At 57.9% G+C, this 21,926-nt stretch carries 23 protein-coding genes and 1 pseudogene; 17 read left to right on the top strand and 7 right to left on the bottom strand.

Annotation, left to right across the window (positions count from 1 at the left end; genetic code table 11):
- Positions 1–46: 46 nt before the first annotated feature.
- On the top strand, positions 47–475 hold the full coding sequence (locus tag ABIB18_RS17060) for an OsmC family protein (protein WP_031377843.1): 429 nt from the start codon (positions 47–49) through the stop codon (positions 473–475).
- A gap of 122 nt (positions 476–597) precedes the next feature.
- Complete coding sequence (gene yniD, locus ABIB18_RS17055; RefSeq protein ID WP_236566394.1) at positions 598–705, top strand: small membrane protein YniD; 108 nt, start codon at positions 598–600, stop codon at positions 703–705.
- 156 nt (positions 706–861) lie between these two features.
- On the opposite strand, the gene ABIB18_RS17050 is transcribed toward yniD, so the two are convergent.
- The 3 genes from ABIB18_RS17050 to ABIB18_RS17040 form a co-directional block, all read right to left on the bottom strand.
- Positions 862–1,092, bottom strand: a complete 231-nt coding sequence (locus ABIB18_RS17050) for a hypothetical protein (RefSeq protein WP_354474928.1) — start codon at positions 1,090–1,092, stop codon at positions 862–864.
- A 98-nt stretch (positions 1,093–1,190) separates the two neighbouring features.
- Positions 1,191–1,361, bottom strand: coding sequence for a hypothetical protein (locus ABIB18_RS17045; RefSeq protein ID WP_089562355.1), 171 nt, complete (start codon positions 1,359–1,361; stop codon positions 1,191–1,193).
- 173 nt (positions 1,362–1,534) lie between these two features.
- Positions 1,535–2,185, bottom strand: coding sequence for a CPBP family intramembrane glutamic endopeptidase (locus ABIB18_RS17040; RefSeq protein WP_031377841.1), 651 nt, complete (start codon positions 2,183–2,185; stop codon positions 1,535–1,537).
- A 218-nt stretch (positions 2,186–2,403) separates the two neighbouring features.
- Here ABIB18_RS17040 and ABIB18_RS17035 point away from each other — a divergent pair.
- The 3 genes and pseudogenes from ABIB18_RS17035 (at position 2,404) to ABIB18_RS17025 (ending at position 6,069) form a co-directional block, all read left to right on the top strand.
- Positions 2,404–5,011 (top strand): annotated as a pseudogene (locus ABIB18_RS17035) (bifunctional diguanylate cyclase/phosphodiesterase).
- Positions 5,012–5,289: 278 nt separating this feature from the next.
- Positions 5,290–5,586 carry an I78 family peptidase inhibitor gene (locus tag ABIB18_RS17030; protein ID WP_354474926.1) on the top strand — a complete coding sequence of 99 codons (297 nt, stop codon included), beginning with the start codon at positions 5,290–5,292 and terminating at the stop codon, positions 5,584–5,586.
- A gap of 162 nt (positions 5,587–5,748) precedes the next feature.
- On the top strand, positions 5,749–6,069 hold the full coding sequence (locus ABIB18_RS17025) for a hypothetical protein (RefSeq protein ID WP_354474924.1): 321 nt from the start codon (positions 5,749–5,751) through the stop codon (positions 6,067–6,069).
- Positions 6,070–6,073: 4 nt separating this feature from the next.
- Here ABIB18_RS17025 and ABIB18_RS17020 read toward each other — a convergent pair whose 3' ends face one another.
- Entirely contained in the window at positions 6,074–6,325 is a 252-nt protein-coding gene (locus ABIB18_RS17020; RefSeq protein ID WP_031377837.1) for a biofilm development regulator YmgB/AriR family protein, read from the bottom strand.
- 422 nt (positions 6,326–6,747) lie between these two features.
- Here ABIB18_RS17020 and ABIB18_RS17015 point away from each other — a divergent pair, with 422 nt between their 5' ends.
- Positions 6,748–8,022, top strand: coding sequence for a multidrug efflux MFS transporter (locus ABIB18_RS17015; protein ID WP_354474921.1), 1,275 nt, complete (start codon positions 6,748–6,750; stop codon positions 8,020–8,022).
- Here the strand turns inward: ABIB18_RS17015 and ABIB18_RS17010 are convergent.
- Complete coding sequence (locus tag ABIB18_RS17010) at positions 7,904–11,035, bottom strand: beta-galactosidase (protein ID WP_354474917.1); 3,132 nt, start codon at positions 11,033–11,035, stop codon at positions 7,904–7,906. The two genes, ABIB18_RS17015 and ABIB18_RS17010, sit on opposite strands and share 119 nt — an antisense overlap.
- Before the next feature lie 263 nt (positions 11,036–11,298).
- Between ABIB18_RS17010 and ABIB18_RS17005 the strand changes: the two genes are divergently transcribed.
- The 4 genes from ABIB18_RS17005 to ABIB18_RS16990 all read left to right on the top strand — a co-directional run bounded on the left by ABIB18_RS17005 (position 11,299) and on the right by ABIB18_RS16990 (position 14,058).
- Entirely contained in the window at positions 11,299–11,451 is a 153-nt protein-coding gene (locus ABIB18_RS17005) for a hypothetical protein (protein ID WP_162836820.1), read from the top strand.
- 206 nt (positions 11,452–11,657) lie between these two features.
- The gene (gene iraP / locus ABIB18_RS17000) at positions 11,658–11,909 is read left to right on the top strand and encodes an anti-adapter protein IraP (protein WP_069727918.1); all 252 of its coding nucleotides are present in this window, start codon (positions 11,658–11,660) and stop codon (positions 11,907–11,909) included.
- Positions 11,910–12,024: 115 nt separating this feature from the next.
- A complete protein-coding gene (locus tag ABIB18_RS16995; protein ID WP_031377832.1) occupies positions 12,025–12,327 on the top strand; it encodes a PsiF family protein in 303 nt (100 codons plus the stop codon).
- A 204-nt stretch (positions 12,328–12,531) separates the two neighbouring features.
- On the top strand, positions 12,532–14,058 hold the full coding sequence (locus ABIB18_RS16990) for an FAD-dependent oxidoreductase (RefSeq protein ID WP_354474914.1): 1,527 nt from the start codon (positions 12,532–12,534) through the stop codon (positions 14,056–14,058).
- Positions 14,059–14,138: 80 nt separating this feature from the next.
- Here ABIB18_RS16990 and proC read toward each other — a convergent pair whose 3' ends face one another.
- Entirely contained in the window at positions 14,139–14,951 is an 813-nt protein-coding gene (gene proC / locus ABIB18_RS16985; protein WP_031377592.1) for a pyrroline-5-carboxylate reductase, read from the bottom strand.
- A 168-nt stretch (positions 14,952–15,119) separates the two neighbouring features.
- Between proC and ABIB18_RS16980 the strand changes: the two genes are divergently transcribed.
- Positions 15,120–15,569: a YaiI/YqxD family protein gene (locus ABIB18_RS16980; protein WP_031377593.1), complete on the top strand. Its 450-nt coding sequence runs from the start codon at positions 15,120–15,122 to the stop codon at positions 15,567–15,569.
- Between the two features lie 2 nt (positions 15,570–15,571).
- Here the strand turns inward: ABIB18_RS16980 and ABIB18_RS16975 are convergent, their stop codons facing one another.
- Complete coding sequence (locus ABIB18_RS16975; protein WP_089562034.1) at positions 15,572–16,237, bottom strand: DUF2076 domain-containing protein; 666 nt, start codon at positions 16,235–16,237, stop codon at positions 15,572–15,574.
- A 282-nt stretch (positions 16,238–16,519) separates the two neighbouring features.
- Between ABIB18_RS16975 and aroL the strand changes: the two genes are divergently transcribed.
- From aroL to ABIB18_RS16945, 6 genes are all read left to right on the top strand, one after another.
- A complete protein-coding gene (gene aroL / locus ABIB18_RS16970) occupies positions 16,520–17,044 on the top strand; it encodes a shikimate kinase AroL (RefSeq protein ID WP_089562035.1) in 525 nt (174 codons plus the stop codon).
- Between the two features lie 111 nt (positions 17,045–17,155).
- On the top strand, positions 17,156–17,347 hold the full coding sequence (locus ABIB18_RS16965) for a YaiA family protein (protein WP_031377596.1): 192 nt from the start codon (positions 17,156–17,158) through the stop codon (positions 17,345–17,347).
- Between the two features lie 273 nt (positions 17,348–17,620).
- Positions 17,621–18,373 carry an IclR family transcriptional regulator gene (locus tag ABIB18_RS16960; RefSeq protein ID WP_279809571.1) on the top strand — a complete coding sequence of 251 codons (753 nt, stop codon included), beginning with the start codon at positions 17,621–17,623 and terminating at the stop codon, positions 18,371–18,373.
- Between the two features lie 276 nt (positions 18,374–18,649).
- Positions 18,650–20,209, top strand: a complete 1,560-nt coding sequence (locus ABIB18_RS16955; protein WP_069727922.1) for an OPT/YSL family transporter — start codon at positions 18,650–18,652, stop codon at positions 20,207–20,209.
- Positions 20,210–20,222: 13 nt separating this feature from the next.
- Positions 20,223–21,155 carry a DUF1177 domain-containing protein gene (locus ABIB18_RS16950; RefSeq protein WP_031377599.1) on the top strand — a complete coding sequence of 311 codons (933 nt, stop codon included), beginning with the start codon at positions 20,223–20,225 and terminating at the stop codon, positions 21,153–21,155.
- A 1-nt stretch (position 21,156) separates the two neighbouring features.
- A complete protein-coding gene (locus ABIB18_RS16945; RefSeq protein ID WP_069727924.1) occupies positions 21,157–21,834 on the top strand; it encodes an AroM family protein in 678 nt (225 codons plus the stop codon).
- Positions 21,835–21,926: the final 92 nt, after the last annotated feature.

Below are 21,926 nucleotides of genomic sequence, written 5' to 3'. Positions count from 1 at the left end.
GCAGGCGTTGTCTATACTTAGCTTCTTTACCAACAGGAGGAATAACATGACCATTCATAAGAAAGGTTCGGCGCACTGGGAAGGCGATATCAAGGGCAAAGGCACCGTCAGCACCGAAAGTGGCGTGCTGAGCCAGCAACCTTATGGTTTCAACACCCGCTTTGAAGGCGAGAAGGGCACCAACCCGGAAGAGCTGATTGGTGCGGCGCATGCAGCCTGTTTCTCCATGGCGTTATCGCTGATGCTGGGCCAGGCGGGTCATCCGCCAGAAAGTATCGACACCACTGCGGACGTCTCGCTGGATAAGAAAGGTGACGGCTTCGCCATTACCAAAATAGCGCTGACCAGCACCATTTCGCTGCCAGGCATTGATGAATCGACCTTCGATGAGATCATCAATAAAGCCAAAGCGGGTTGCCCGGTTTCTCAGGTGCTTAATGCGGAAATCACGCTGGACTACACCCTGAATAACTGATGCCGTCCACCGGTCGCCTTTTTGCGGCCGGGGCGTTATGCTACGCAGTACCGGTCCTGCAGCTGACCGAATCAGATGCGCCTTGTGGCGCATCTTCGCTTTCTGACAGGGAGGAAACCGATGTGACGAAGTATCGGGCGGCAAAAAAGCACTGGAAAATGGTGCTGGTTCTGTTTTGCATCTGTGGCGCGCTGCTGCTGATACGCTGGGCTGCGATGATTTGGGCCTGACCGGATGAACAGGATCTGCCGCCATAAGCTGGGCATATTATTGATGGTGATACTGGTACTTGAAGCGATTCACTTCCTGCTGACCGCCTCCTGGCTGCCGTGGCAATAGCGTCGCCCGGACGTCAACTTTTCACGCCGCCGTGACAATAATGCCGATCAGACGTACGCGTCTTCCCGCCGCCGGGCACGCACGTCGCTGCGCGCAATGCGATACGCCTTGCGTGGGTCACCGACCACAAACTCAAAGGTCGGCGTATAGTAAAACGGCAACCAGCCGCCGAAGCTGCTTTCCCATTCCCAGCGAACCGGGCAGGGCCACAGAATGCCATCATACAAAATGTAATAAACCCAGCGTCCGTTTGGACGACGGGGACGTGATGTTTTCATGGGATTCACAACGGTAGTAGTCAACAACAGCTCATATTTTGTACGCTAAAGCGTCAGCTTGCAACGTTACAGCCGGGTTTATTGTAGTTGGCCCTGTTTTAACGATGCACTTCACCGCACAGCAGGACCACATTGGGCCTGACTTTATGAATACGGTTCGCCATGGTTTCACAGGCGCTTTTGGTCGGAAAGATGTGCTCCGAAACCGGTAAAGCCTCACAGGCATCGTAGCCGCACGCGCTCACTAATAACACAAATCCAATTAACATAGATCGACTCCTTTGCACGGTCTGGTGGTCCGGACTGTGGTGCTTTTTATCCCTTTTTTTGATCCAGTATAGTCAAACGCGTCGGGGGCAGCATTACCCGCCCGAGCTATAGCCACCCGCAGACCGGAAGGCCGACAGCGATACGGGACTGCAGGTGAGAGAACCGGGCACCCTCAGCCCGCGAAATACCAGGCAGGCAGCAGGGCGATCAGGTTATTGAGGGTGTGGAGGAAAATCGGCAACGCCAGGCTATTACTGCGTAAGCGCGCGTAGCACAGCAGCAGCGAAAACAGCGTCAGTGCGATAATCGTCTGCCAGTGAACGTATTGGGTATGCATCACCGCGAACAGCAGCGAGGTGAGCAACATACAGGCGAAGCGGCTGCGGGGCGCCCACAACAGGAAAGCCTGCAACAGAAAACCGCGAAACAGCACCTCTTCAAACACCGGTGCCAGCAGCACCGCCGTCAGCAGCAGAATCAGCAACGAGTTACGTCCCTGCTGCGCCTGCATCACCAGCCAGCCTTCCGGCTGCATAAACTGCATCTGCGCCGCCATCAGCACAAACAGCGCGCCGGTAAACAGCAGCGTCTGCAGCGTACGCAGTTCACCCAGCGGTAAATCGGTGCGGCGCTGACAGTAAAAGCGATAGAGCGGATAGATCACCGCAAATTCAAACAAACAGAGCACCGGCACCAGCAGACCGTCATTACGCAGCACGCCGTAATTAGGGAACAGCGTGATCAGCATGGTGACAAGGTAATAGACCACAAAGCTGCCGACGTAGAACAGCGTCAGTGTCACTCTGTCGGAATTGGTATTCATAGGCGACCCAGCCAGCGAAGGTTAGCGCATAGTAGCAATGCGCCTGATCGCTGTCGAGTCAGCCAATGACACAATATTTAAGCGCTAAATTTTAACCGCAGACTAAACACCCGACGGCACGGGCCGATAACTGAGGAAACAAATCGGGTCAGCTCGGCGCTTCACCGGGCGGGCCTGTTATCCCAAACGGACTTTATGTCGTGTAGTGAGTACTTTTAATGACTTTTGACCCTCCGGCACCGCCGTCATCCTCTTTTGCGCATGCAGCGGAAGATCGCACTGTCCGCTTTACGCGGCGCAGCCTGCGCACGCTTTCGCTGCTGCTGTTCGGTGTGCTGATACTGTCGATGCTGATGGTGCTGACCATCGCTCAGCGACAGAATAGCGAGTCGATGGCGCACGACCAGTTGCTGATGCAGCAAACGTGGAAAAGTCGCCAGGACGCGATGGTCACCGATATCCGTGACTATGCCTTCTGGGGTGAGGCCTGGCGTAACCTGCACCTGACGGTGAATAAAGTCTGGGCCTACGACGAAGAGAACTTTGGACCGGGCCTGTATGAGGAGTATCACTACGAGGGCGTGTTCGTCGTCGACGGTCACGGACGCACCAGCTACGCGGTGATTAACGGTCAGCTCTCCGATACGCCGCTGGAAGCCTGGCTTGGCAGTCAGAGCCGCGAAATGATTGCGGCCGCGCGTCAGCTCAACAACGCCGCTCTGGTGCGTAACGCCATCATTAATCGTCAGGCAGCCATCGTGGTCGCCGCGCCGATCAGCCGCGGCAAAGTTGCTGCGCTGCCGCTGAAATCGGGGCCGCCGTCGATCATGGTGTTCGTGAATCTGTTTACCCCCGCCAAGCTGAAAGAGCTGGGTGCGGCGCTGGACGTGCGCGGACCGCGGCTGGCCAGCAGCGCGATGGATGCTGAACGCGAACCGCGGATGCTGCAGCCGATTACCGGCAGTACGCCGATGGTGCTGCGCTGGACGCCGAAAATGCCGGGCATGGGGCTGATCTGGTTCCTGCTGCCGCTGCTGGTGATGATGGCGATTATTATCGGGATGATCACCCGCCGCGTCAGCCGTCACGCGCTGTACAACGCCATTCTCTCCGATCGACGCTTTGCCATGCTGGCGATCAGTCAGCAGGAGCTGGCAAACAGCGAGGCCCGTTTCCGCGATCTGGCTGAAGCCGCGTCGGACTGGATCTGGGAGACCGATGAAGAGGGCCGCCTGATCTACCTGTCGGCGCGTTTTCACACCGTAACCGGCCATGAAATCTCCCAGTGGCTGGGGCGTCATATCGATCACTTGCTGACTCACCCCAGCCATTCACTGGTCACCTGGCTACTGCGCCAGGAGCAGGAGCCGCAACAGATGCCGCTGCGCTGCCAGTTTATGTCGGCGCACGGAGACCGGCGGATTGGTCAGCTGGTGGCGAAAACCGTCTGGCACGATCGGCGCTGCATCGGTTTCCGCGGCACGGTGTCAGACATTACCCAGGGAATGGAGGCCGAAGCGCGTATTCAGTTCCTGTCGCGTCACGATGTATTAATTAACCGGCTTGCCCAACCGCGTCCATTTGCAGGAGTTCCTGACGCACCATCTTGAGCTGGCCGACGAAAGCAATCCGCTGATGATTATCAGCCTCGATCTCGATCAATTCCGGCCGATCAACGAAACCTGGGGCCATGCGGCAGGCGATGGCGTACTGAATCAGATGGCCCAGCGCCTGAAAAGCGCTATCGGGCCGCATGAGCTGGCGGCGCGGCTGGGCGGTGATGAGTTTGTACTGGTGCTGCGTGAAGGCAGCCGTGACAAGGTCGATGAACGTTGCGCCCAACTGGTACACGACGTCCAGCAGCCGATCACCACTGGCCAGCACGTTCACTACCTCACCGCCAGCCTCGGCATCGCCTGTGCGCCACAGGATGCCAGCCACCCGGAAGCGCTACTGCGGATGTCCGACATTGCGCTGAATGAAGCGCGTGAAGCCGGACGTAATCAGTGGGTCTGGTACGCCAACGAGATGGCGAACCAGCGCAACAGTAAGCGCGACATGGCGCAGCGTATTGAGAAGGCGCTGAAGAACAACGAATTCCGGCTGCACTATCAGCCGCGCTATCAGCTGCTGAGCGGACAACTGGCCGGCGCAGAAGCATTGATCCGCTGGCAGATCGCGCCCGAACAGTGGATCACGCCGGATCGCTTTATACCGCTGGCGGAAGAGAGCGGGCTGATCGCTACCATCAGCGACTGGGTACTGATGCGCGCCTGTGAAGATGCGCTGGCCTGGGGAGGCGATCGTTACGTGTCGGTTAATATTTCCCCGATGGAGTTTCGCACCACCGACCTGGTTCAGCGGGTGGCGAATACGCTGGCGCGCAGCGGCCTGCCAGCGACGCGGCTGGAGCTGGAAATTACCGAAAATGTCACCTTTGAACATCCCCTGCACGCGCTGGAAGTGATGCAGGGCTTGCGCTCGCTGGGCGTGCGTCTCACGGTTGACGATTTTGGCACCGGCTATGCTGCGCTCGGATACCTGAAAACCTTCCCGTTCAACGGTCTGAAGATCGATCGTTCATGGATGAAAGATTTTCCGGAGTCACAACAGGCGCAGTCGGTAGTGGCAGGGATTATTGCGCTGGCGCGCGCGTTTGCGTTGACTATTACCGCAGAGGGGGTTGAGACAGAAGCGCAACTGAATCAGCTCAAGCTGCTATCGTGCGAAGAGGGGCAAGGCTACTTCCTCGGTCGACCGATGCCGCTGGCCGCATTCAGCACGCTTCTGGAAAGAACTACGCAAAGTCCGCCTGAGCAGAGTTAGCGGACTTTAACGGCCACGGCGGTCATCAGCATGGCACAGACGATAAAAATGATAAGTTCCATGATTTCACCTCTCTGGACCTCAGAATATTCTTAAGTATTTTAGCCGCTGACTGTCGTATTTTTAGGCAGCAAGTGCGATTAATCTTAAAAAATGACGCTGATAGCGCAGCGAATTGGCTGTCAGTGGGGATAACTTTACTTTTTTAGGGTTCAGCTCAGCGGGCGCGCTTTGCTACTCTTGGGGCAGGGTTTTACACGTCCAACAGGAGATCACACGTGAAACATTATGGAAAAGCGCTGCTGGTACTAGGTCTGTTTACATTAACGGCCTGTCAATCTGTCAGCAAACCCGACACCACCACCGCGCCGCAGGACCCGGAAGCGGACCGCTGCGGTGCCTCGCAGTATCAGCATTATGTCGGCAAACCATTAACCTCACTGCAGGGTCAGCATTTTGACCAGAAGGTGCGGGCTATCCCTTATAACTCCGCCGTCACCATGGACTTCAACCTCAGCCGGCTGAACTTCCTGGCTGACAAGAGCGGCAATATCAGCCAGGTTTATTGCGGTTAACCCTGAATCAGGCGATTTGTCATAGCATTGTCATAACGGCAGGCGAGGATAGAGCGGCGTTTAAGAGACTTCCTCGTCACTCTCCATAGACAATGCTCGTCTTGTTTATTCCCGCTCCGGCGGGAATTTTTTTATCGCCTTCAGTGCGATAAGGGAGCACAAATGCAGCGGAACATCGGGGCGTTCCTGCCCGTCCTACTTCTCAGTTCGTCACTGGCGTACGCCTCAACCGACACTGCCTGGCAGCAGAGCCGTCAGGTGATGACGCAGGCCTGTATCAACGCCAGCACCCTGAGCAAGGTCAGAGTCCTCGGCGAGGTTATCGATTATGACGATAGCGTGGGTTACAGCGCGCTGCTGCTGGAAGGCCGCTATCCGCAGCCACAGATGCGGAATAAGCGTGGACGGGAGCTTTGTCTGTTTCAGCGCAGCAGCGGACGCGCCAGCGTCAGCGAAGCCGATCAGCTGCGCTGGGTGAAATAAGCGACTACTCTTCCGGCCGCGTTTCCATCAGCTGCGCCAGCAGGGTGCGGTAATTCTGTAGCCGCGTCTCATCGCCTTCGACCTCGAGTTTGTCGATCACCCGTGCGACGATGGTCTTATTGGTGGCGGGTTGTCCCGCCTCCATCAGTTCACGCAGTATGACCGCCAGCAGGTCAGACTCAGGCGGTATCCGCCAGTCCGGGCTATTGAAATAGTCGGTGATAGCTCGGCTGGCGCTGTTAGGTTGCACTCTCATTCCCTACCTCCGCTAAAACAACAACGCCCCTTACGCCGTGGCATAAGGGCTGGGTTTCTCTCCATTGAGTCAGCTCACCTCGCATCTTACTGACGGCGGGCACCGTCATTGTGAGGCTACTGCGTCTGTCAGAATGATCGACGCACCGCACGAGACTGGCGGTTTTCTAAACATAGAACCGGGGGGGATAATTGTCAGTAACAGGCTGAAATATTTTTTCATAGTGATAATTGCCCGATGCGCTACAGGCCGGTTTTGACACCGGAAGCTGCTGTAAACGTTGGCGTAAGGAAAATTTGTGCCAGGCCGTATGCTGAATCAAAGCGGAAAACAGCGTTTTACCGTCTGTGCCATGTTTTGTCAGTCGACAAAGTCAGGGGCGCGGTAAACTTAAGCTTCTCTTTCCTGCAAACCTTCTGCTGATGCCACGCGTAATTGAACCCTGGAAAATTAACCTGATTTCGGTCTGGTTTGGCTGCTTTTTTACCGGCCTGGCGATCAGCCAGATCATTCCGTTTCTGCCGCTCTACCTTGAACAGCTTGGCGTTAGCGGTGGCGAATCGCTCAGCCTGTGGTCTGGGCTGACCTTCAGCATCACCTTTGTCATTTCGGCGGCGGTCGCGCCGCTGTGGGGCAGCCTGGCGGATCGAAAAGGGCGCAAACTGATGTTGCTGCGTGCCGCTTTTGGCATGGGCGTGGTGATTCTGCTGCAGGCGTTTGTCACCGAGGCGTGGCAACTGCTACTGCTGCGCGCGCTGATGGGGCTGACCTCCGGCTATATTCCTAATGCCATGGCGCTGGTGGCGGCGCAGGTGCCGCGTGAACGCAGCGGCTGGGCGCTGAGCTGCGTCTCCACCGGTCAGATTGGCGGGGTGATCCTCGGGCCGATGCTGGGCGGCCTGCTGGCAGACTGGGTCGGATTACGCACCGTGTTTATTGTCACCGCGGTGCTGCTGATGGTCAGCTTCCTGGTCACCTTGTTTTTGATTAAAGAGACCGGATACCCCCCGGTCAGCAAAAAAGATAAGCTCAGCGGGCGCGAGGTGTTCCGTTCGCTGGATAACCCGAAGCTGATGGTCTGTCTGTTTTTCACCACCATGGTGATTCAGATGTGCAACGGATCGGTGAACCCGATCCTGACGCTGTTTGTGCGCGAACTGGCACCTGCCGCAGAGAACATCGCCTTTCTCAGCGGCGTTATCGCTGCGTTACCGGGCGTGTCAGCACTGCTCGCCGCGCCCCGACTGGGGCGGTTAGGCGATCGCATCGGCACCCAGCGGATTCTGCTGGCCACTATGGTGATCTCGCTGCTGCTGTTTGTCGCCATGTCGTTTGTCACCAGCGCCACCCAGCTTGGGGTGCTGCGTTTCCTGCTGGGATTTGCCGATGGCGCCATGATGCCGGCGGTGCAGACGCTGCTGGTGCGCCATTCACGCGACAACATCACCGGTCGTATCTTTGGCTATAACCAGTCGTTCATGTATCTGGGCAACGTTGCCGGTCCGCTGCTCGGTGCAGCGGTGTCGGCGGTGGCGGGCTTCCGTTGTGTCTTCTTCGCCACCGCCGTGGTGGTGCTGATTAACGTGGTGTTTCTGAAGCGCTTCTATCGCCGTCCGAAAACCCCTTTGCCGGCGTCGGCTGGCAAATCGTCAGCTCCGCCTGCCAGCGCTGCTGAGTCAGCAAAAACTCAGGACTGACGCTCGGACTCCAGGAATCATCGCCGCCCACGCCCATATGATGCAGATCCAGATGCAGCCAGCAGCCCGCTTCGGGCTGTAGAAGATGGCGATGTGAAGTGTCGCGTAATTGCTCCAGACTGAAGCGGCTGAGCGAAAAGGCAAAATCGCCTCTGACCTGCCAGCTGCCGCTGTCGAGCTGGCGGGTGCCGCCACGCAACCCGTTTTCACTCGGGAAAACATAGGGTGTTGTCAGCTGCTGCAACGGCAGTTGCCAGCGCGAGAAGCGGGCAGCTAACTGGCGATCGGGATAGTTTTCATGCGGCCCCAGTCCGAGCCAGCTGACCTGCTGCGGCAGGGTGGCCAGCTGGCAGCGCAGACCGATTCGCGCTGGCGGCGGCAGGCCGGGTGACTGCTCAACGAACAGGTTTATCTGCATCTCGCCCTGGGCACTGATCTGGTAGCGTTTGCGGCTGATAAAGGCCAGCTGGTCATTGGCGTACCAGCCGTGCAGCGTGTCGATTTGTACCGTCTGCGGCAGGCTGCTGGCTTCGATGGATATCAGGCTGCGGATCATCTGGTCATAACCGGCGGCTTTCCAGCGCTCGGCCCAGGCATTGGGATCGACCCGTTCAGCTTCGCTGGTGCCGATGTCATTATCCAGCGGCGCCCGGATAAAGCAGTCACGCAACGGTGAGAGCAGCGTGGGTTGCTGATTAACGTACCACTGCGCCAGTTCGCCGCTGTGGCGTGAAAAGCACCAGCGCTGCTGCTGATGGGTGACGTGAATTTCGCCCTCCTCCTCATGCAGTACCGGCGCACTACCCGACGCCGGCGGCGAGGGCAGCACCAGCGTCGACGGCAGCGGCCATTGATGCCAGGCAACGCACCAGTCTGCGGGACTCCACTCGGTGGCTTCAATCTGATGTACCGCCAGATTGAGCCAGCATTCTCCCTGCAGCCCGGCGGGCGGCGGCAGCGTAATGCGTTGCCGTCCCTGCGCAGCGAGGTCCAGCCGCACTTCACCTTCAGCCACCCGTTCCCCCGCCTGCTCGATACACCAGCGCAGCACTTCATTGTCGCTACGCCGGAACAGGTATTCACTGCTGACGGTCACGCTGAACGGATCGGCCGCATCGGCCTCGAACTGATAAAACTGCTGAGCGCGCTGCGCTTCAAACAGTGCCGGGTGCGGGCTGCGATCGGCAAACACCAGCCCGTTCATACAGAACTGGCGGTCGTTAGGCTTATCGCCGAAATCGCCGCCGTAAGCCTGCCACGGCTGGCCCTGCTGGTCATAGCGGGTCAGGCTTTGATCGACCCAGTCCCAGACAAAGCCGCCCTGTAAGCGGGGAAACTGACGAAAGGCCTGCCAGTATTTAGCGAAACCGCCAAAGCTGTTGCCCATCGCATGCGCGTATTCACACAGGATCAGCGGACGGGTTTCACCCGGCAGGCTAATCCACTTCTTCAGCGACCATTTCGGCACGGCGGGGAAGGGTTGATCCTGATCGACCCGGGCGTACATCGGACAAATAATGTCGGTGGCCGCGGTGTCGGCACCGCCGCCTTCATACTGGACCGGGCGGGTCGGATCGGCGCTTTTAACCCAGCGATAGAGCGCATCATGGGTGCTGCCGTGCCCCGACTCGTTGCCCAGCGACCAGATAATGATGCTGCAGTGGTTACGATCGCGCTGCACCATGCGGGTTACGCGTTCGCTGTAAGCAGCAAACCAACGCGGATCGTCTGAAAGTCGGTTCATCGGCTGCATACCGTGGGTTTCAATATTGGCTTCATCCACCACATACAAACCGTAGCGATCGCACAGCCGGTACCACAACGGATGATTCGGGTAGTGCGAGCAGCGCACGGCATTAAAATTGTGCTGTTTCATCAGCGTAATATCGCGGCGCATCGTCTCCTCATCCATCACCTGACCGCGCTCAGGATGGTGCTCATGACGGTTGGTGCCGCGGATTAACAACGGTTTGCCATTCAGGCACAGCAGGCCATTATCAATCGTGACCTGACGGAAGCCGACGTCATAGGCTTCCACTTCTATGACCTGCTGATTCTTATCCAGCAGCGCCAGCGTGGCGCGATAAAGATGCGGCGTTTCGGCGCTCCACAACTGGGGCTGTTCCACCCGCAGACGCAGCAGGGCGCGTTCCGGATAGTGGCCGCGCTCGTCAATAATCTCGCTGCCGGGCGTCTGCTGGCACTGCGCGATCTGCCGATCTCCCTGCCACAGCGTCAGGCGCAGCTGAACATCGGCGCAGGCCGCGGCGGGCCAGGCTACCTTCACCTCTGCCCGCAGCTCGGCACTGGAAAATTCCGGACTGAGCCGGGTTTCAAGCTGAACGTCGGCCAGCTGGACCGTCGGTTTATGCAGCAGGGTGACATCGCGGAAGATGCCGCTCATCCGCCACATATCCTGATCTTCCAGATAGCTGCCATCGCTCCAGCGCAGCACCATCACCGCCAGCCGGTTATTGCCGGGCCGCAGACAGGCGGTTAAATCGAATTCGGCCGGCAGACGGCTATCCTGCGAGTAGCCGATCCACTGGCCGTTACACCAAAGATGAAAGGCCGAGTTGACTCCATCGAAGATGATGCGGGTCTGGCCGCTAGCCTGCCACTGCGCGTCGCTAGTGAATGTGAGCGAGTAACAGCCGGTCGGGTTTTCCTGCGGAACATAGGGTGGATTGACCGGAATCGGGTATTGCACGTTGGTATAGACCGGCGCGTCGTAGCCGTGCATCTGCCAGTTGGCCGGTACCGAAAGAGTGGCGGCATCGGGCAGATCCGACAGCAGCCAGCTGGCCGGAACCGCTTCAGGCTGGGTGAAATAGCTAAAATTCCACTGACCGTTGAGGCTTTTTAGTGAGGGCGAGGGGCGATCGTCGCGCGCGGCGGTCTCGTCGCGCCAGCTGGCGAACGGCGGATGTGCATCCAGCCGGTGCAGTGCGGTGATCACCGGATTTTCCCAGTCACGTCGGGAAATAATGTCATGAAAAGCAGCCTGGGACATGATGAGTTCCTTAAATTGTAATGCGCTCACAATGCGCAAAAATCTTCAGACTGTAAAGCGTCTGCCTTAACGTTTTGAACAAAATAAGCCGATCGCCGTGGGCCGGAATAGCCGACAGATGTTGAGATTGTGACGTCGTACTGGCTGTAAAGCGTTAAGCCTGGTCAGCAAAGATGAATAGCCGCCCGATACGGAGGATTCTCACTTGTCGGCCTGCAGGCGTCTCCCTACACTCAGCCCGATTTCTTTATCCTGAGGTTGATATGGTACGACTGATTAAGCTGACTGCCGTTGTGGCATTGGTTACCGCGCTGAGCGGATGTATTTTCCCTCCTCCGGGCGGCGGCGGCGGTTGGGGCGGACATGGCGGCGGACATGGCGGCGGGCCGGGTCGCGGCTTTGTCGATCCTCGTTAACGCTTAACGGGCGGTTTCAGGCGGGCGAAACGTTACGCGGCGGCACTTTTCGCTGGCAAAACGTTTCGCCTGCATCAACAGCCTGCATCGATACAGGCGCACGCCACGCGCCATAGGTTAACTGCCTGACAAAAGAGGGATTGCCCTCTGTTTTTTTTATTTCACCAGTGCTAATTTCTGCTTTTCTTCTCTGCTGAGATCACAGCATGAAAAACCTGATAGCTGAACTACTGGTTAAACTGGCTGAAAAAGAAGAGGCGTCAAAAGAACAGGTCGCCCAGATTGAGGCGCTGGAAATCGTGGTCACCGCGCTGGTGCGTAAGCTGGATCCGCAACAGCACCAGGCCATTACCTCCAGCATTGAAACGGCAATGGACAATGCGGCCGACGCCAGTGATGAAAACGCCGTGCTGCTGCGTAATTACATCGACAGGCTGCTCAGGCACCCGCGTGTCTGACCGTGCGCAGCGCGGGCCTGATTTGCGATCCTGGCAGCAGTTCCGCCTGAAATTCCCCCGCTTTGCTTAATCACTGCCAGAATCAGAATGGCTAACACACAATGGAGAAGATACGATGAAAATCGGTTTAACGGCGATGATGATGGCAGGGCTGCTGGTCAGCGGTATAGCCAGCGCGGCGGATAAAACGCCGCAGCAGGAGAAGATGTCGATGTGTAATCAGCATGCCAGCTCACAAAACCTCAAAGGCGATGCCCGTAAAAGCTTTATGAGTGACTGTCTGAAGAAGGACAGCAAGCTGTCGGGCATGTCGCCTCAGCAGATGAAAATGAAAACCTGCAACAGCGAAGCCGGAAATAAACAGCTCGCGGGCGATGCCCGTAAGACCTTTATGAGTCAGTGCCTGAAAAAAAGCTGACGCCTGCCGGCCACCCGGGTGGCCGCTTTTTCCTTCCCGCCTCCGCTGATTAAATTTCCTGATAAAACAGCCCGCTACCCGCCTCGTTAACATTCCGACATGAGCCGTGTGATTCCTTTGCCACACTTACTGTTTGTAGGGGTTTGCGCAGCAGCGGATATTTTGCTGCGCATCCGATAACCAGAACGCAAAAGGAGCCATGTCGTGAACTATCAATTTACCGTTGCCCTGAATGAGTTGCCGCAGCGTCAGCCGGTTAAAAAGAAGCTGGGTGAGGTGGAGGTATTGCTGATCCGGGACGGAGAGAGTGTGCGTGCTTACCAGGCGAAATGTCCCCATGCTGGCGCACCGCTTGAGCAGGGCGCTATCTGCGGCGATCGGCTGGTCTGCCCGTGGCATAAAGCGGCGTTTGATCTGGCGGATGGCAGAATGTGTGAACCACTGGCGCTGGCCGATCTGAAACAGTATCCACTGCGGATTGAAAACGGCAAGGTCCTGGTGAACCCTAAAGCGATGTCGCCTGCTGCGCCGATTGGCAGCGGGGCAAGTGCGCCGGTTTTCGTGGTGCTGGGCGGCGGGGCGGCCGGCAGTGCCGCGCTGTGGCGGCTGCGTCATGAGGGCTTTAAGGGCCGGCTGGTACTGGTCGAACGCGAGCAGGATGCCCCTTACGACCGTACGACGCTGACCAAATTTGTGCCCTCCGGCAAGATGGATATCAGCGAAGTGCCACAGCTGCTGAAAGAGGATGTGATGGATCACGTTGAGCGCATCACGGCCACCGTTACCCGGCTCGACAGCCAGCAGCAGCGGCTGATTTTCGATAACGGTGAGTCACTGTCGTTCGACAAATTATTGATCGCCAGCGGGGCGACGCCGGTGCTTCCTGACCTGCCAGGCAGCGATCTGGCCGGCGTACATCTGCTGCGCAGTAAAGATCAGACCGACGCATTACTGAAAGCGGTGGATGCCAGCCAGCAAATTGTGATCATCGGCAACAGCTTCATCGGTACTGAAATGGCCTCGGCGCTGCGTAATCGTAACATTGACGTCACGGTGATTGCCCACCAGCCGCTGCCGTTTGTGAAACAGTTCGGTGAACAGATTGGCCGCTATTTTTTGCAGCTACATCAGGAAAATGGCGTCAAATGGGTTCACGGCCAGATCGAGGCGTTGCAGGGCGACAAACATGTCACCGCGGTGCGGCTGAAAGAGGGACAACAACTGGCGGCTGATGTGGTGCTGTTTGCCACCGGGGTAAAACCGGCGACGCCGTTTATCCACGATTTACCGCTCGCCGGGGATGGCAGCCTGCAGGCGGATGCTCAGCTGCGGGTGGCAGAAAACATCTGGGTTGCCGGTGATATCGCCACCTGGCCAGCCGCGCAGGGACCGTTGCGCATTGAGCACTACCGCGTGGCGCACCAGCAGGGACAGACGGCGGCCCGCAATATGCTGGATCAGGCGGTGCACTACGATCGTGTGCCGTTTTTCTGGACCACCCAATATGGCACGCGCTATGAATATCTGGGCCATGCCGCTGAATGGGATGAGTACCAGCTGCTTGGCTCGCCGGCCGATAAAACGTTTATCGCGTTTTATGGACAGCAGGGGCAACTGGCTGCGGTCTGCTCATGCGGCCTCTACACCCTGACTGCGGAACTGATCGAACGTATGCAGCAGCCGATGACGGTGGCGCAGGCGGTGGCGCTTTATCAGGCGCGGCAGAGCTAATCTGACTGGCACAAAACAACAGAGCAGGTGCTGGCCTGCTCTGTTTCTGTGGCGTTAACGGGCGGCCTTAACGTGTGGTTTTAACTGCGGCTTAGCTTTTCCGATTTCGCCATGCACTGCTGCATCGCTTCGATAACCGCCGAGCGCAGTCCTTTCTCTTCCAGCACTTTGACCGCTTCAATCGTGGTCCCGCCAGGCGAGCAGACCATATCTTTCAGCTCAGCCGGATGCTTACCGGTGGTCAGCACCATCTGTGCGGCGCCTTTCACCGCCTGAGCCGCAAACTGGTACGCCTGGGCACGCGGCATCCCGCCAGCCACGGCGGCATCGGCCATCGCTTCAATAAACATAAACACGTAGGCAGGGGCAGAACCGCTGACGCCGACCACCGAATGGATCAGATACTCTTCCACCACCGCAGCTTTGCCGAAGCTTTCAAAAATGGCCACCACCTCATCGGTTTCACTCTGCTCAACCAGCGCGTTAGGCGTGACAGACGTCATGCCTTCACTCACCAGCGACGGGGTATTTGGCATCGCCCGGATAATTTTGCGATCGTAACCCAGCACCGATGAGAGCGAATCCAGCGTCACTCCGGCAGCAATGGAGACCACCAGCGCCTCTTTTTTCAGGCTGCCGGTCAGATCCTTGAGAATTTTGAGGATGACGTTGGGTTTAACCGCGCCAAACAGGATATCGACCTCGCGTGCCAGCGCCTCTGCGCTCTCTGCGGCGTTAATGCCGTACTGCTCAGCCAGCGCCTGGTTGGTCTCGGGTTTACGATCGAAAACCGAGATATCAGACGGCGCGATGTTACCACTGCTGATCAGTCCGCCAATAATGGCCTTTGCCATGTTGCCACCGCCGATAAATCCAATTTTCTTTGCCAGCATCGCCGTCTCCTTAATCATTGTTCGCTGTTCTGAGCGGGTTAGCTTACTTCAGCCAGCCTGAATAACAAGTCAGCCGCGCTCAGGCCGGTCACCGCACTGCAAATAAAATTTGCCATTGCGCAGGAGTCCGGCAAGATCGGGGCCTGTCTCTGATAAGAAGGAATCCTGATGGCTATCTGGGTCGATGCTGACGCCTGTCCGAATGTGATCAAAGAGGTGCTGTACCGTGCTGCGGACCGCACGGCGACCACCGTCACCTTTGTCGCTAACCAGTTTCTGCGCGTGCCGTCTTCGCCTTATCTGCGTACGCTGCAGGTGCCGGCGGGGTTTGACGTGGCGGATAATGAAATTGTCCGACGGGCGCAGCCGGGCGATCTGGTGATCACGGCGGATATCCCGCTGGCAGCAGAGGTGATTGAAAAGGGGGCGGCGGCGCTTAATCCACGCGGCGAACGCTACTCACCGGCCACCATTCGTGAACGGCTGACGATGCGCGATTTTATGGATACCCTGCGGGCAAGTGGGGTGCAGACTGGCGGCCCCGCGGCGATGAATCCGCGTGACCGCCAGCAATTTGCTAACGAGCTGGACAGCTGGCTCAGGCAGCAAAAACGCTGAACTCAGACGAAGCTGTCGTCGTCGAAATCGTTGCCACCAAAATCGTTGAGATCGCTGTTGTCGGCGAAGCCGTTATCCCAGCCGGCGTTCTGATCGAGGAAACTGCTCTCATCACCGCCGTTAAAGGTGTTAAGGTTGTCATTCACCTCCGGCAGCGGTGGCTCGTTAATGATGTTTACAATCTCTTCCGGCTGGGAATGATGAAACATGCTGGTCAGCATATCCGCCATCACCACGCCGCCTGCGACGCCCACTGCGGTTTGCAGCGCACCGCCAAGGAAGCCCGTGCCGCGTGGGGCCGGGGCATTGGCATACTGCGGCGGCTGGGCTGGTTGCTGTGGCGCACTGTTCCACACCGGCTGCTGCTGAGCAGGCGGCTGCTGGCGCGATCCGCTGCCAAATAAACCCGACAGAAATCCACCGCGGCTCTGCGCTGGCTGCTGTTGCGCCAGGCGGCTCTCCAGCTCGCTCACCCGCTCATTCAGTTTCTTCAGTGCGGCTTCCTGAATCAGAATCGCCTGCGCCATGTAATAGGGCGCGCCCGGCTGTGCCTGCAGGTGCTGGTTAATCAGTTGTTCGGCGGCGGCATCGCGTGCCGCAGTCTGGCTTTCAGCCTGTTTCAGACGGCTGAACAGCCCTTCAATCAGTTGTTGTTCTTCGCGTTGCATGATGACTCTCCTGTTGCGACTGTTATCAGTATATGGGGGCGGCAAGCTGCAAAGTAAAATTGGGGCGGTAAGCAAATGTTGCGACGGTAACCGGGTGCCCGCCATGCACAAAACGTGCATGGGTTTCACCTTGAAAATAAAAGAATTATCCGAAGTTGAGCGAGGGCGATGCGCAAATCATGCTTGATGGGTAGAGGCAAAAAAGATTTCCAGTTATCATGCGTCGCATTATTGAGCTAAACATGCAGCCGCAGCACGCGGCCAGGCGGAGGAACGGCCCTGATGTCTCTACCCATCTTTTTGATTGGCGCACGCGGTTGCGGCAAAACCACCGTCGGCAAAGCGTTGTCGCAGGCGTTGGGCTACGCCTTTTGCGATACCGATCACCACCTGCAACTGACAACGCAACGCAGCGTGGCGGAAATCGTTGCGGCTGAAGGCTGGGAAGGCTTCCGCGCCCGTGAAACCGAATCGCTGCAGGCGGTCACTGCGCCGTTGACGGTGATTGCGACCGGCGGCGGCATGGTGCTGGCGGAACACAACTGCCGCTTTATGCAGGAGCAGGGCCGCGTCATCTGGCTCAGCGCCTCGCCTGAAGTGCTGGCGGAGCGGCTGGAGAGCCAGCCGGAAACAGCACAGCGGCCAACGCTAACCGGACGCCCGATCGCTGACGAGATGGAAGAGGTGCTGCGTGAGCGCGCCCATTTATACCGCGCGGCGGCTCATCATCAGGTTAACGCCATGCAGTCGCCCGACGGCGTGGTCGATGAAATCCTGCATTCTCTGTCACTGGCGCGCGCCAGCTAACCCTCAGATTTTTCCCGCTTTGATCCCGCTTCGGGCGGGGTTGTCTATACTTACTGTCTGGCAGGCATCAGCCTGTCTCACAGAGAGTTATTCAGCCCGGAGGGAGACCGTATGCCGACAAGACCACCCTATCCACGCGAAGCGCGCATTGTGCCGGTTGAAAAGGGCACCGAAGCCAACAAAGTGACGTCGTACGAATTACGTGCTGACCATCCTAAACCGAATTCGTTAATCAGCGAGCATGAAACGGAAGAGGAAGCGCGCGACGCCAAACTGCGTTATGAAGACGTCGAAAAAGAGTAAAACGTTGCCGCTGGCAGGGACGCCAGCCTGTAAGCCCGCCGACCCGATCTTCAATTCTGTGCAAATTTTCTGCTGAACCCGGTTTTGCACTGTTTTCTGTCCTGCCCGATCTCTCCGTCACCAGATAAAGCCCCGCTAATCATTTCTCTGCCCGTATTTTGTCCGTCTGCCAATCGACCGTGCTAAAAATTGTCACTTGACCGATTCAGCTCAACGCTTTATTTTCGACTTACCCGATTCAGGAACTCAGTTCCATATAGTGAAACTAGCAGCATGACCACACTCGAAAACGCCGCCGCGGTACTCAGATTGTTCCAGCATAAAGGCGTGACGCAGGGCCATGTCGGCCTGACGTTTAGCGAGGTGGTTGAGGCATTAACGCTGCCAAAGAGCACCGTTTCGCGTCTGCTTGCGACGATGGAGAGTCAGGGATTGCTGGAGCGGGATGCCGAAACGCGCGGCTATCACATTGGTCGCGTACTGCTGGCCGCCGCCGGGCATTATCTCTCGGCACCGCTGGTCGATAGCGTTTCCGCCGCGATGATCAGACTGGCTGAAAGCACCGGCTGCATGGGATACGTCTCTAAGCTGGCCGGACGCGAAATATTAGTTATGCGTATGTATCACGGTCGCCATTTTACCCAGATGGTGACACCGCCAGGCAGCCGGATGCCCGCTGCCGCAACCTCTACCGGCCGGGCGCTGTTAGCCCAGTTGAGCGATGAAGAGGTACAGGCGCGCTACCGTGATGACTGGCAGGTCGTTTCAGCTAATTCGCCGCAAACGCCCGACGCGCTGTGTGCCAGACTGGCTGAAGTGCGTCAGCACGGCTGGTCACTGGCACGCAATGAAACATTGCCTGGCATCAGTTCGCTGTCAGTCATCGTGCACAACAAACATCATGGCGAAACGGTAGCGCTCTGCCTGTCGTTTCTGTCGCAGGAGACTGCGCCGGGCTACCCGCCAGCACTGCTTGACGCCTTACGCGCAACCGCCGCACAGATGGCTGAGAAGTTTGGCGCGTAACGTCACAACGATTTTATCGGCGTAATATTTCGCCACACCAGGGAAAAACAAAGGCCTTCGGGCCTTTTTCTTTTAATCTGACCGCCACTCTTTACGCAGCGCTTCGGTTGTCTGTGCGGGCCTCCCCACGTCTCAGGTGCGTCGCCGGGACGGTACGCACACGCGTCCTGCTGCCGCAACGATCAGCGTGTCAGATCAGTGAAATATAAAAACGACGTAAGCCAGCGGGCTGGCAAAACGTTATTTCATTTCGTCTGGGAAGGGAGAGGGGAATAGATGGAACGGGTAAATCCGATTAAGCACGTTGGCGTTGCGCTGGTTTTAATTTTTCTGTCGATTGCGGGTGCCATTATTGGTATTCAGTTGATCACCACCATTGGGGTGACGCCCAATACCTCAATTATCGGCGCGCTGTTTGCGATGTTACTGGCGCGCATTCCACTGCAGGCATTTCGCCGCTATCGCTCAATAGAGATTCAGAATCTGGCGCAGACCGCCATCTCCTCGGCTACTTTCGGTGCCGCTAACAGCTTGCTGATGCCAATTGCCGTCCCGTGGGCGCTGGGCGAGCCACAGCTGGTGCTGCCGCTGTTCTGTGGCGTCAGTGCCGCCATGCTGCTGGATGCCTGGCTGCTCTATCGGCTGTTTGATACCCGCGTTTTCCCGGCCAGCAACGCCTGGCCGCCGGGCGTCGCGGCCGCAGAAGCGATTAAGGCGGGCGATAGAGGCGGACGTCAGGCCTGGCTGCTGGTGATGGGCATTGTGGGCGGCATCGTCGGCGCGATGCTGAAGATTCCAATGTCCGCCTTTGGTACCGCGTTTATCGGCAACATCTGGGCGCTGTCGATGCTGGGCATTGGCTTCCTGCTGCGCGCCTATGCCCAGCCGGTGGCCGGCATTGATATTAACGCGCTCTATATTCCTCATGGCGTTATGGTCGGGGCCGGACTGGTGGCGCTGATTCAGGTGGTAATGGTGATCCGCAGCCGCAAAAATGACGCGCTGGTGGTCAGCCGTAACGGCAATGAAGTGCAGCGGGCGCTGGGACTGGGCAGTGCGGGCTATATCATTATTTCAGCGCTGCTGGCGCTGGCCGGCGGTTTGTGGAGTGAAATGGGGCTGGCCATGCTGCTGCTGTTTATTCTCTACGCCGCCTTTGCCGCCTTCGTTCACGAACTGATTGTCGGTATTGCCGCCATGCACTCTGGCTGGTTTCCGGCGTTTGCGGTGGCGCTGATCACCCTGATTATCGGTATTCTGATCGGTTTCCCGCCGCTGGCGCTTTGCCTGCTGTGCGGCTTTACCGCCGCGACCGGGCCAGCCTTTGCCGATATGGGTTACGACCTCAAGGCGGGCTTTATCCTGCGCGGTAACGGCGCGGATATGCAGCAGGAGCTGTGGGGCCGTCGTATTCAGCTGATCGCCGCAATGATCGCCTTTGTGGTCTCGATTCCGTTGGTCTGGTATGCCCACACGCTGTTCTTCACCGATAACCTGCTGCCGCCGGTCGCGCGGGTCTATGCCAAAACCATTCAGGCTGGCGCAGAGCCAGGCATCGCCGGCAACCTGCTGATCTGGGCCATCCCAGGCGCGATTATTCAGCTGATTGGTGGACCAAAACGCCAGCTGGGCGTGCTGTTAGCCACCGGTTTATTGATCAATAACGCCATGGCCGGTTGGGCGGTGGTGGTGGGTATTGCGCTGCGTATCGTGATCATTCGTGTCTGGGGTGAGCGCGGCCGATCGCCGATGGAAGTGATGGCGGCAGGCTTTATTGCTGGCGATGCCCTGTACAGCTTCTTTAATTCGTTGTTTGCCAGCAGCAGTAAGAAATAGCTAAGGATTAACCATGAGTTTACAGCAGACCTTACAGGTTTTTGAGTTACTGGATAGTGCTCTGATTGATGGGCAGCAGGTGGTGGATCTGTTCGCCGCGTATCCGCAGGTGGAAGCCAGTTTTACCCGGGTTACCGGCCCTAAAGGCCGTACCGATTTTATCCGCATCGATATTCCCGGCACCCAGGGCAAAGCCAGCGGCGGCGCTGCACCGACGCTGGGCATTATCGGGCGTCTTGGCGGTATTGGCGCGCGTCCAGGCCGTATCGGCATGGTGTCAGATGCGGACGGTGCCGTGGCGGCGATCGCCAGTGCGCTGAAGCTGGCCCAGATGCAGCTCAAAGGCGATCGCCTGAGCGGAGATGTGATTGTCACCACCCACATCTGCCCGGATGCACCAACCCGTCCGCATCAGCCGGTCGACTTTATGGATTCGCCAATTGACGATGTCACCATGAATGATAATGAGGTGATGGCGGGAGTGGATGCGATTCTGTCAATCGACACCACCAAAGGTAACCGTATCATCAACCACAAGGGCTTTGCGCTGTCGCCCACGGTGAAAGAGGGTTACATCCTGCGGGTGTCTGAGGATCTGCTGCGCATCATGGAGATGACTACCGGTCGTCCGGCCGTCACTTTTCCGATTACCACTCAGGACATCACCCCCTACGGCAACGGCATCTACCATCTGAACAGCATTCTGCAACCGTCGACCGCCACCGATGTGCCGGTGGTCGGGGTCGCGATCACTGCGGAATCGGTGGTGCCGGGCTGCGGTACCGGAGCCAGTCATGAGGTGGATATCGCCGCCGCGGCAAAATTTGCGGTTGAAGTGGCGAAAGAGTTTGGTCGCGAGACCTGCCACTTTTATGACGCTGAAGAGTATGCGCGGCTGCTGGCGCTGTACGGCAGCCTGGGGCATTTGCGCCAGCGGAATCACTGATATGGCTAAATCTCTGGTCACCCTGACTATCGGTCAGTCACCACGCAGCGATATTCTGCCACTGCTGCGCCAGCATCTGCCGGACGCCGTTACCGACCATGCTGGTTTGCTGGATGGATTAAGCGCGGCCGACATCGCGGTGCAGTATGCTCCGGCGGCGGGTGAGGCGGTCCTGGTTTCCCGGCTGCAGAGCGGTGAGCAGGTACGGCTGGCGGCACCAAAGGTGGAGCAGGGATTACAGCGCAAAATCAGCGCGCTGGAGCAGGCCGGTTACGACACCATTCTGCTGCTGTGTACCGGCGAGTTCGGTACTTTAAGTACCCGGCGCGCACTGCTGCTGGAGCCGGATCGTATTATCCCGCCGCTGATCCGCGCACTGGTGCAGCAGCAACGGGTGGGCATCGTGGTGCCGGTAGAGGAGCAGATCGTTGAACAGGCCGGTAAATGGCGGCAGTTACCATCGCCGCCCTGTTTCGCCGTCGCCAGCCCTTATCTGGCTGATGAGCAGACGTTCGCAGCAGCAGCCCGCACCTTGCAGGCTGCTGATGTCGGGCTGGTGGTGCTGGACTGTATTGGCTATCACCAGCAGCATCGGGCCGCGTTGCAGTCGCGGCTTGGCGTACCGGTACTGCTCTCTAACCAGCTGGTGGCCAGACTGGCGGCGGAACTGCTGGGCTGACGTGAGAGATCACAAACGACCATCATTTCGCGTGACAGATCAGCGAGTTCCCTTCTACACTGCCAGACACCTTAATGTGCTGTGAGGAAGTA

Source organism: Pantoea sp. UYEF8, assembly GCF_040546285.1.
Classification (GTDB): Bacteria; Pseudomonadota; Gammaproteobacteria; order Enterobacterales; family Enterobacteriaceae; genus Pantoea; species Pantoea brenneri.
Note: the sequence above shows the minus strand (reverse complement) of the source record. Positions and strands in the feature narration are given on the sequence as shown.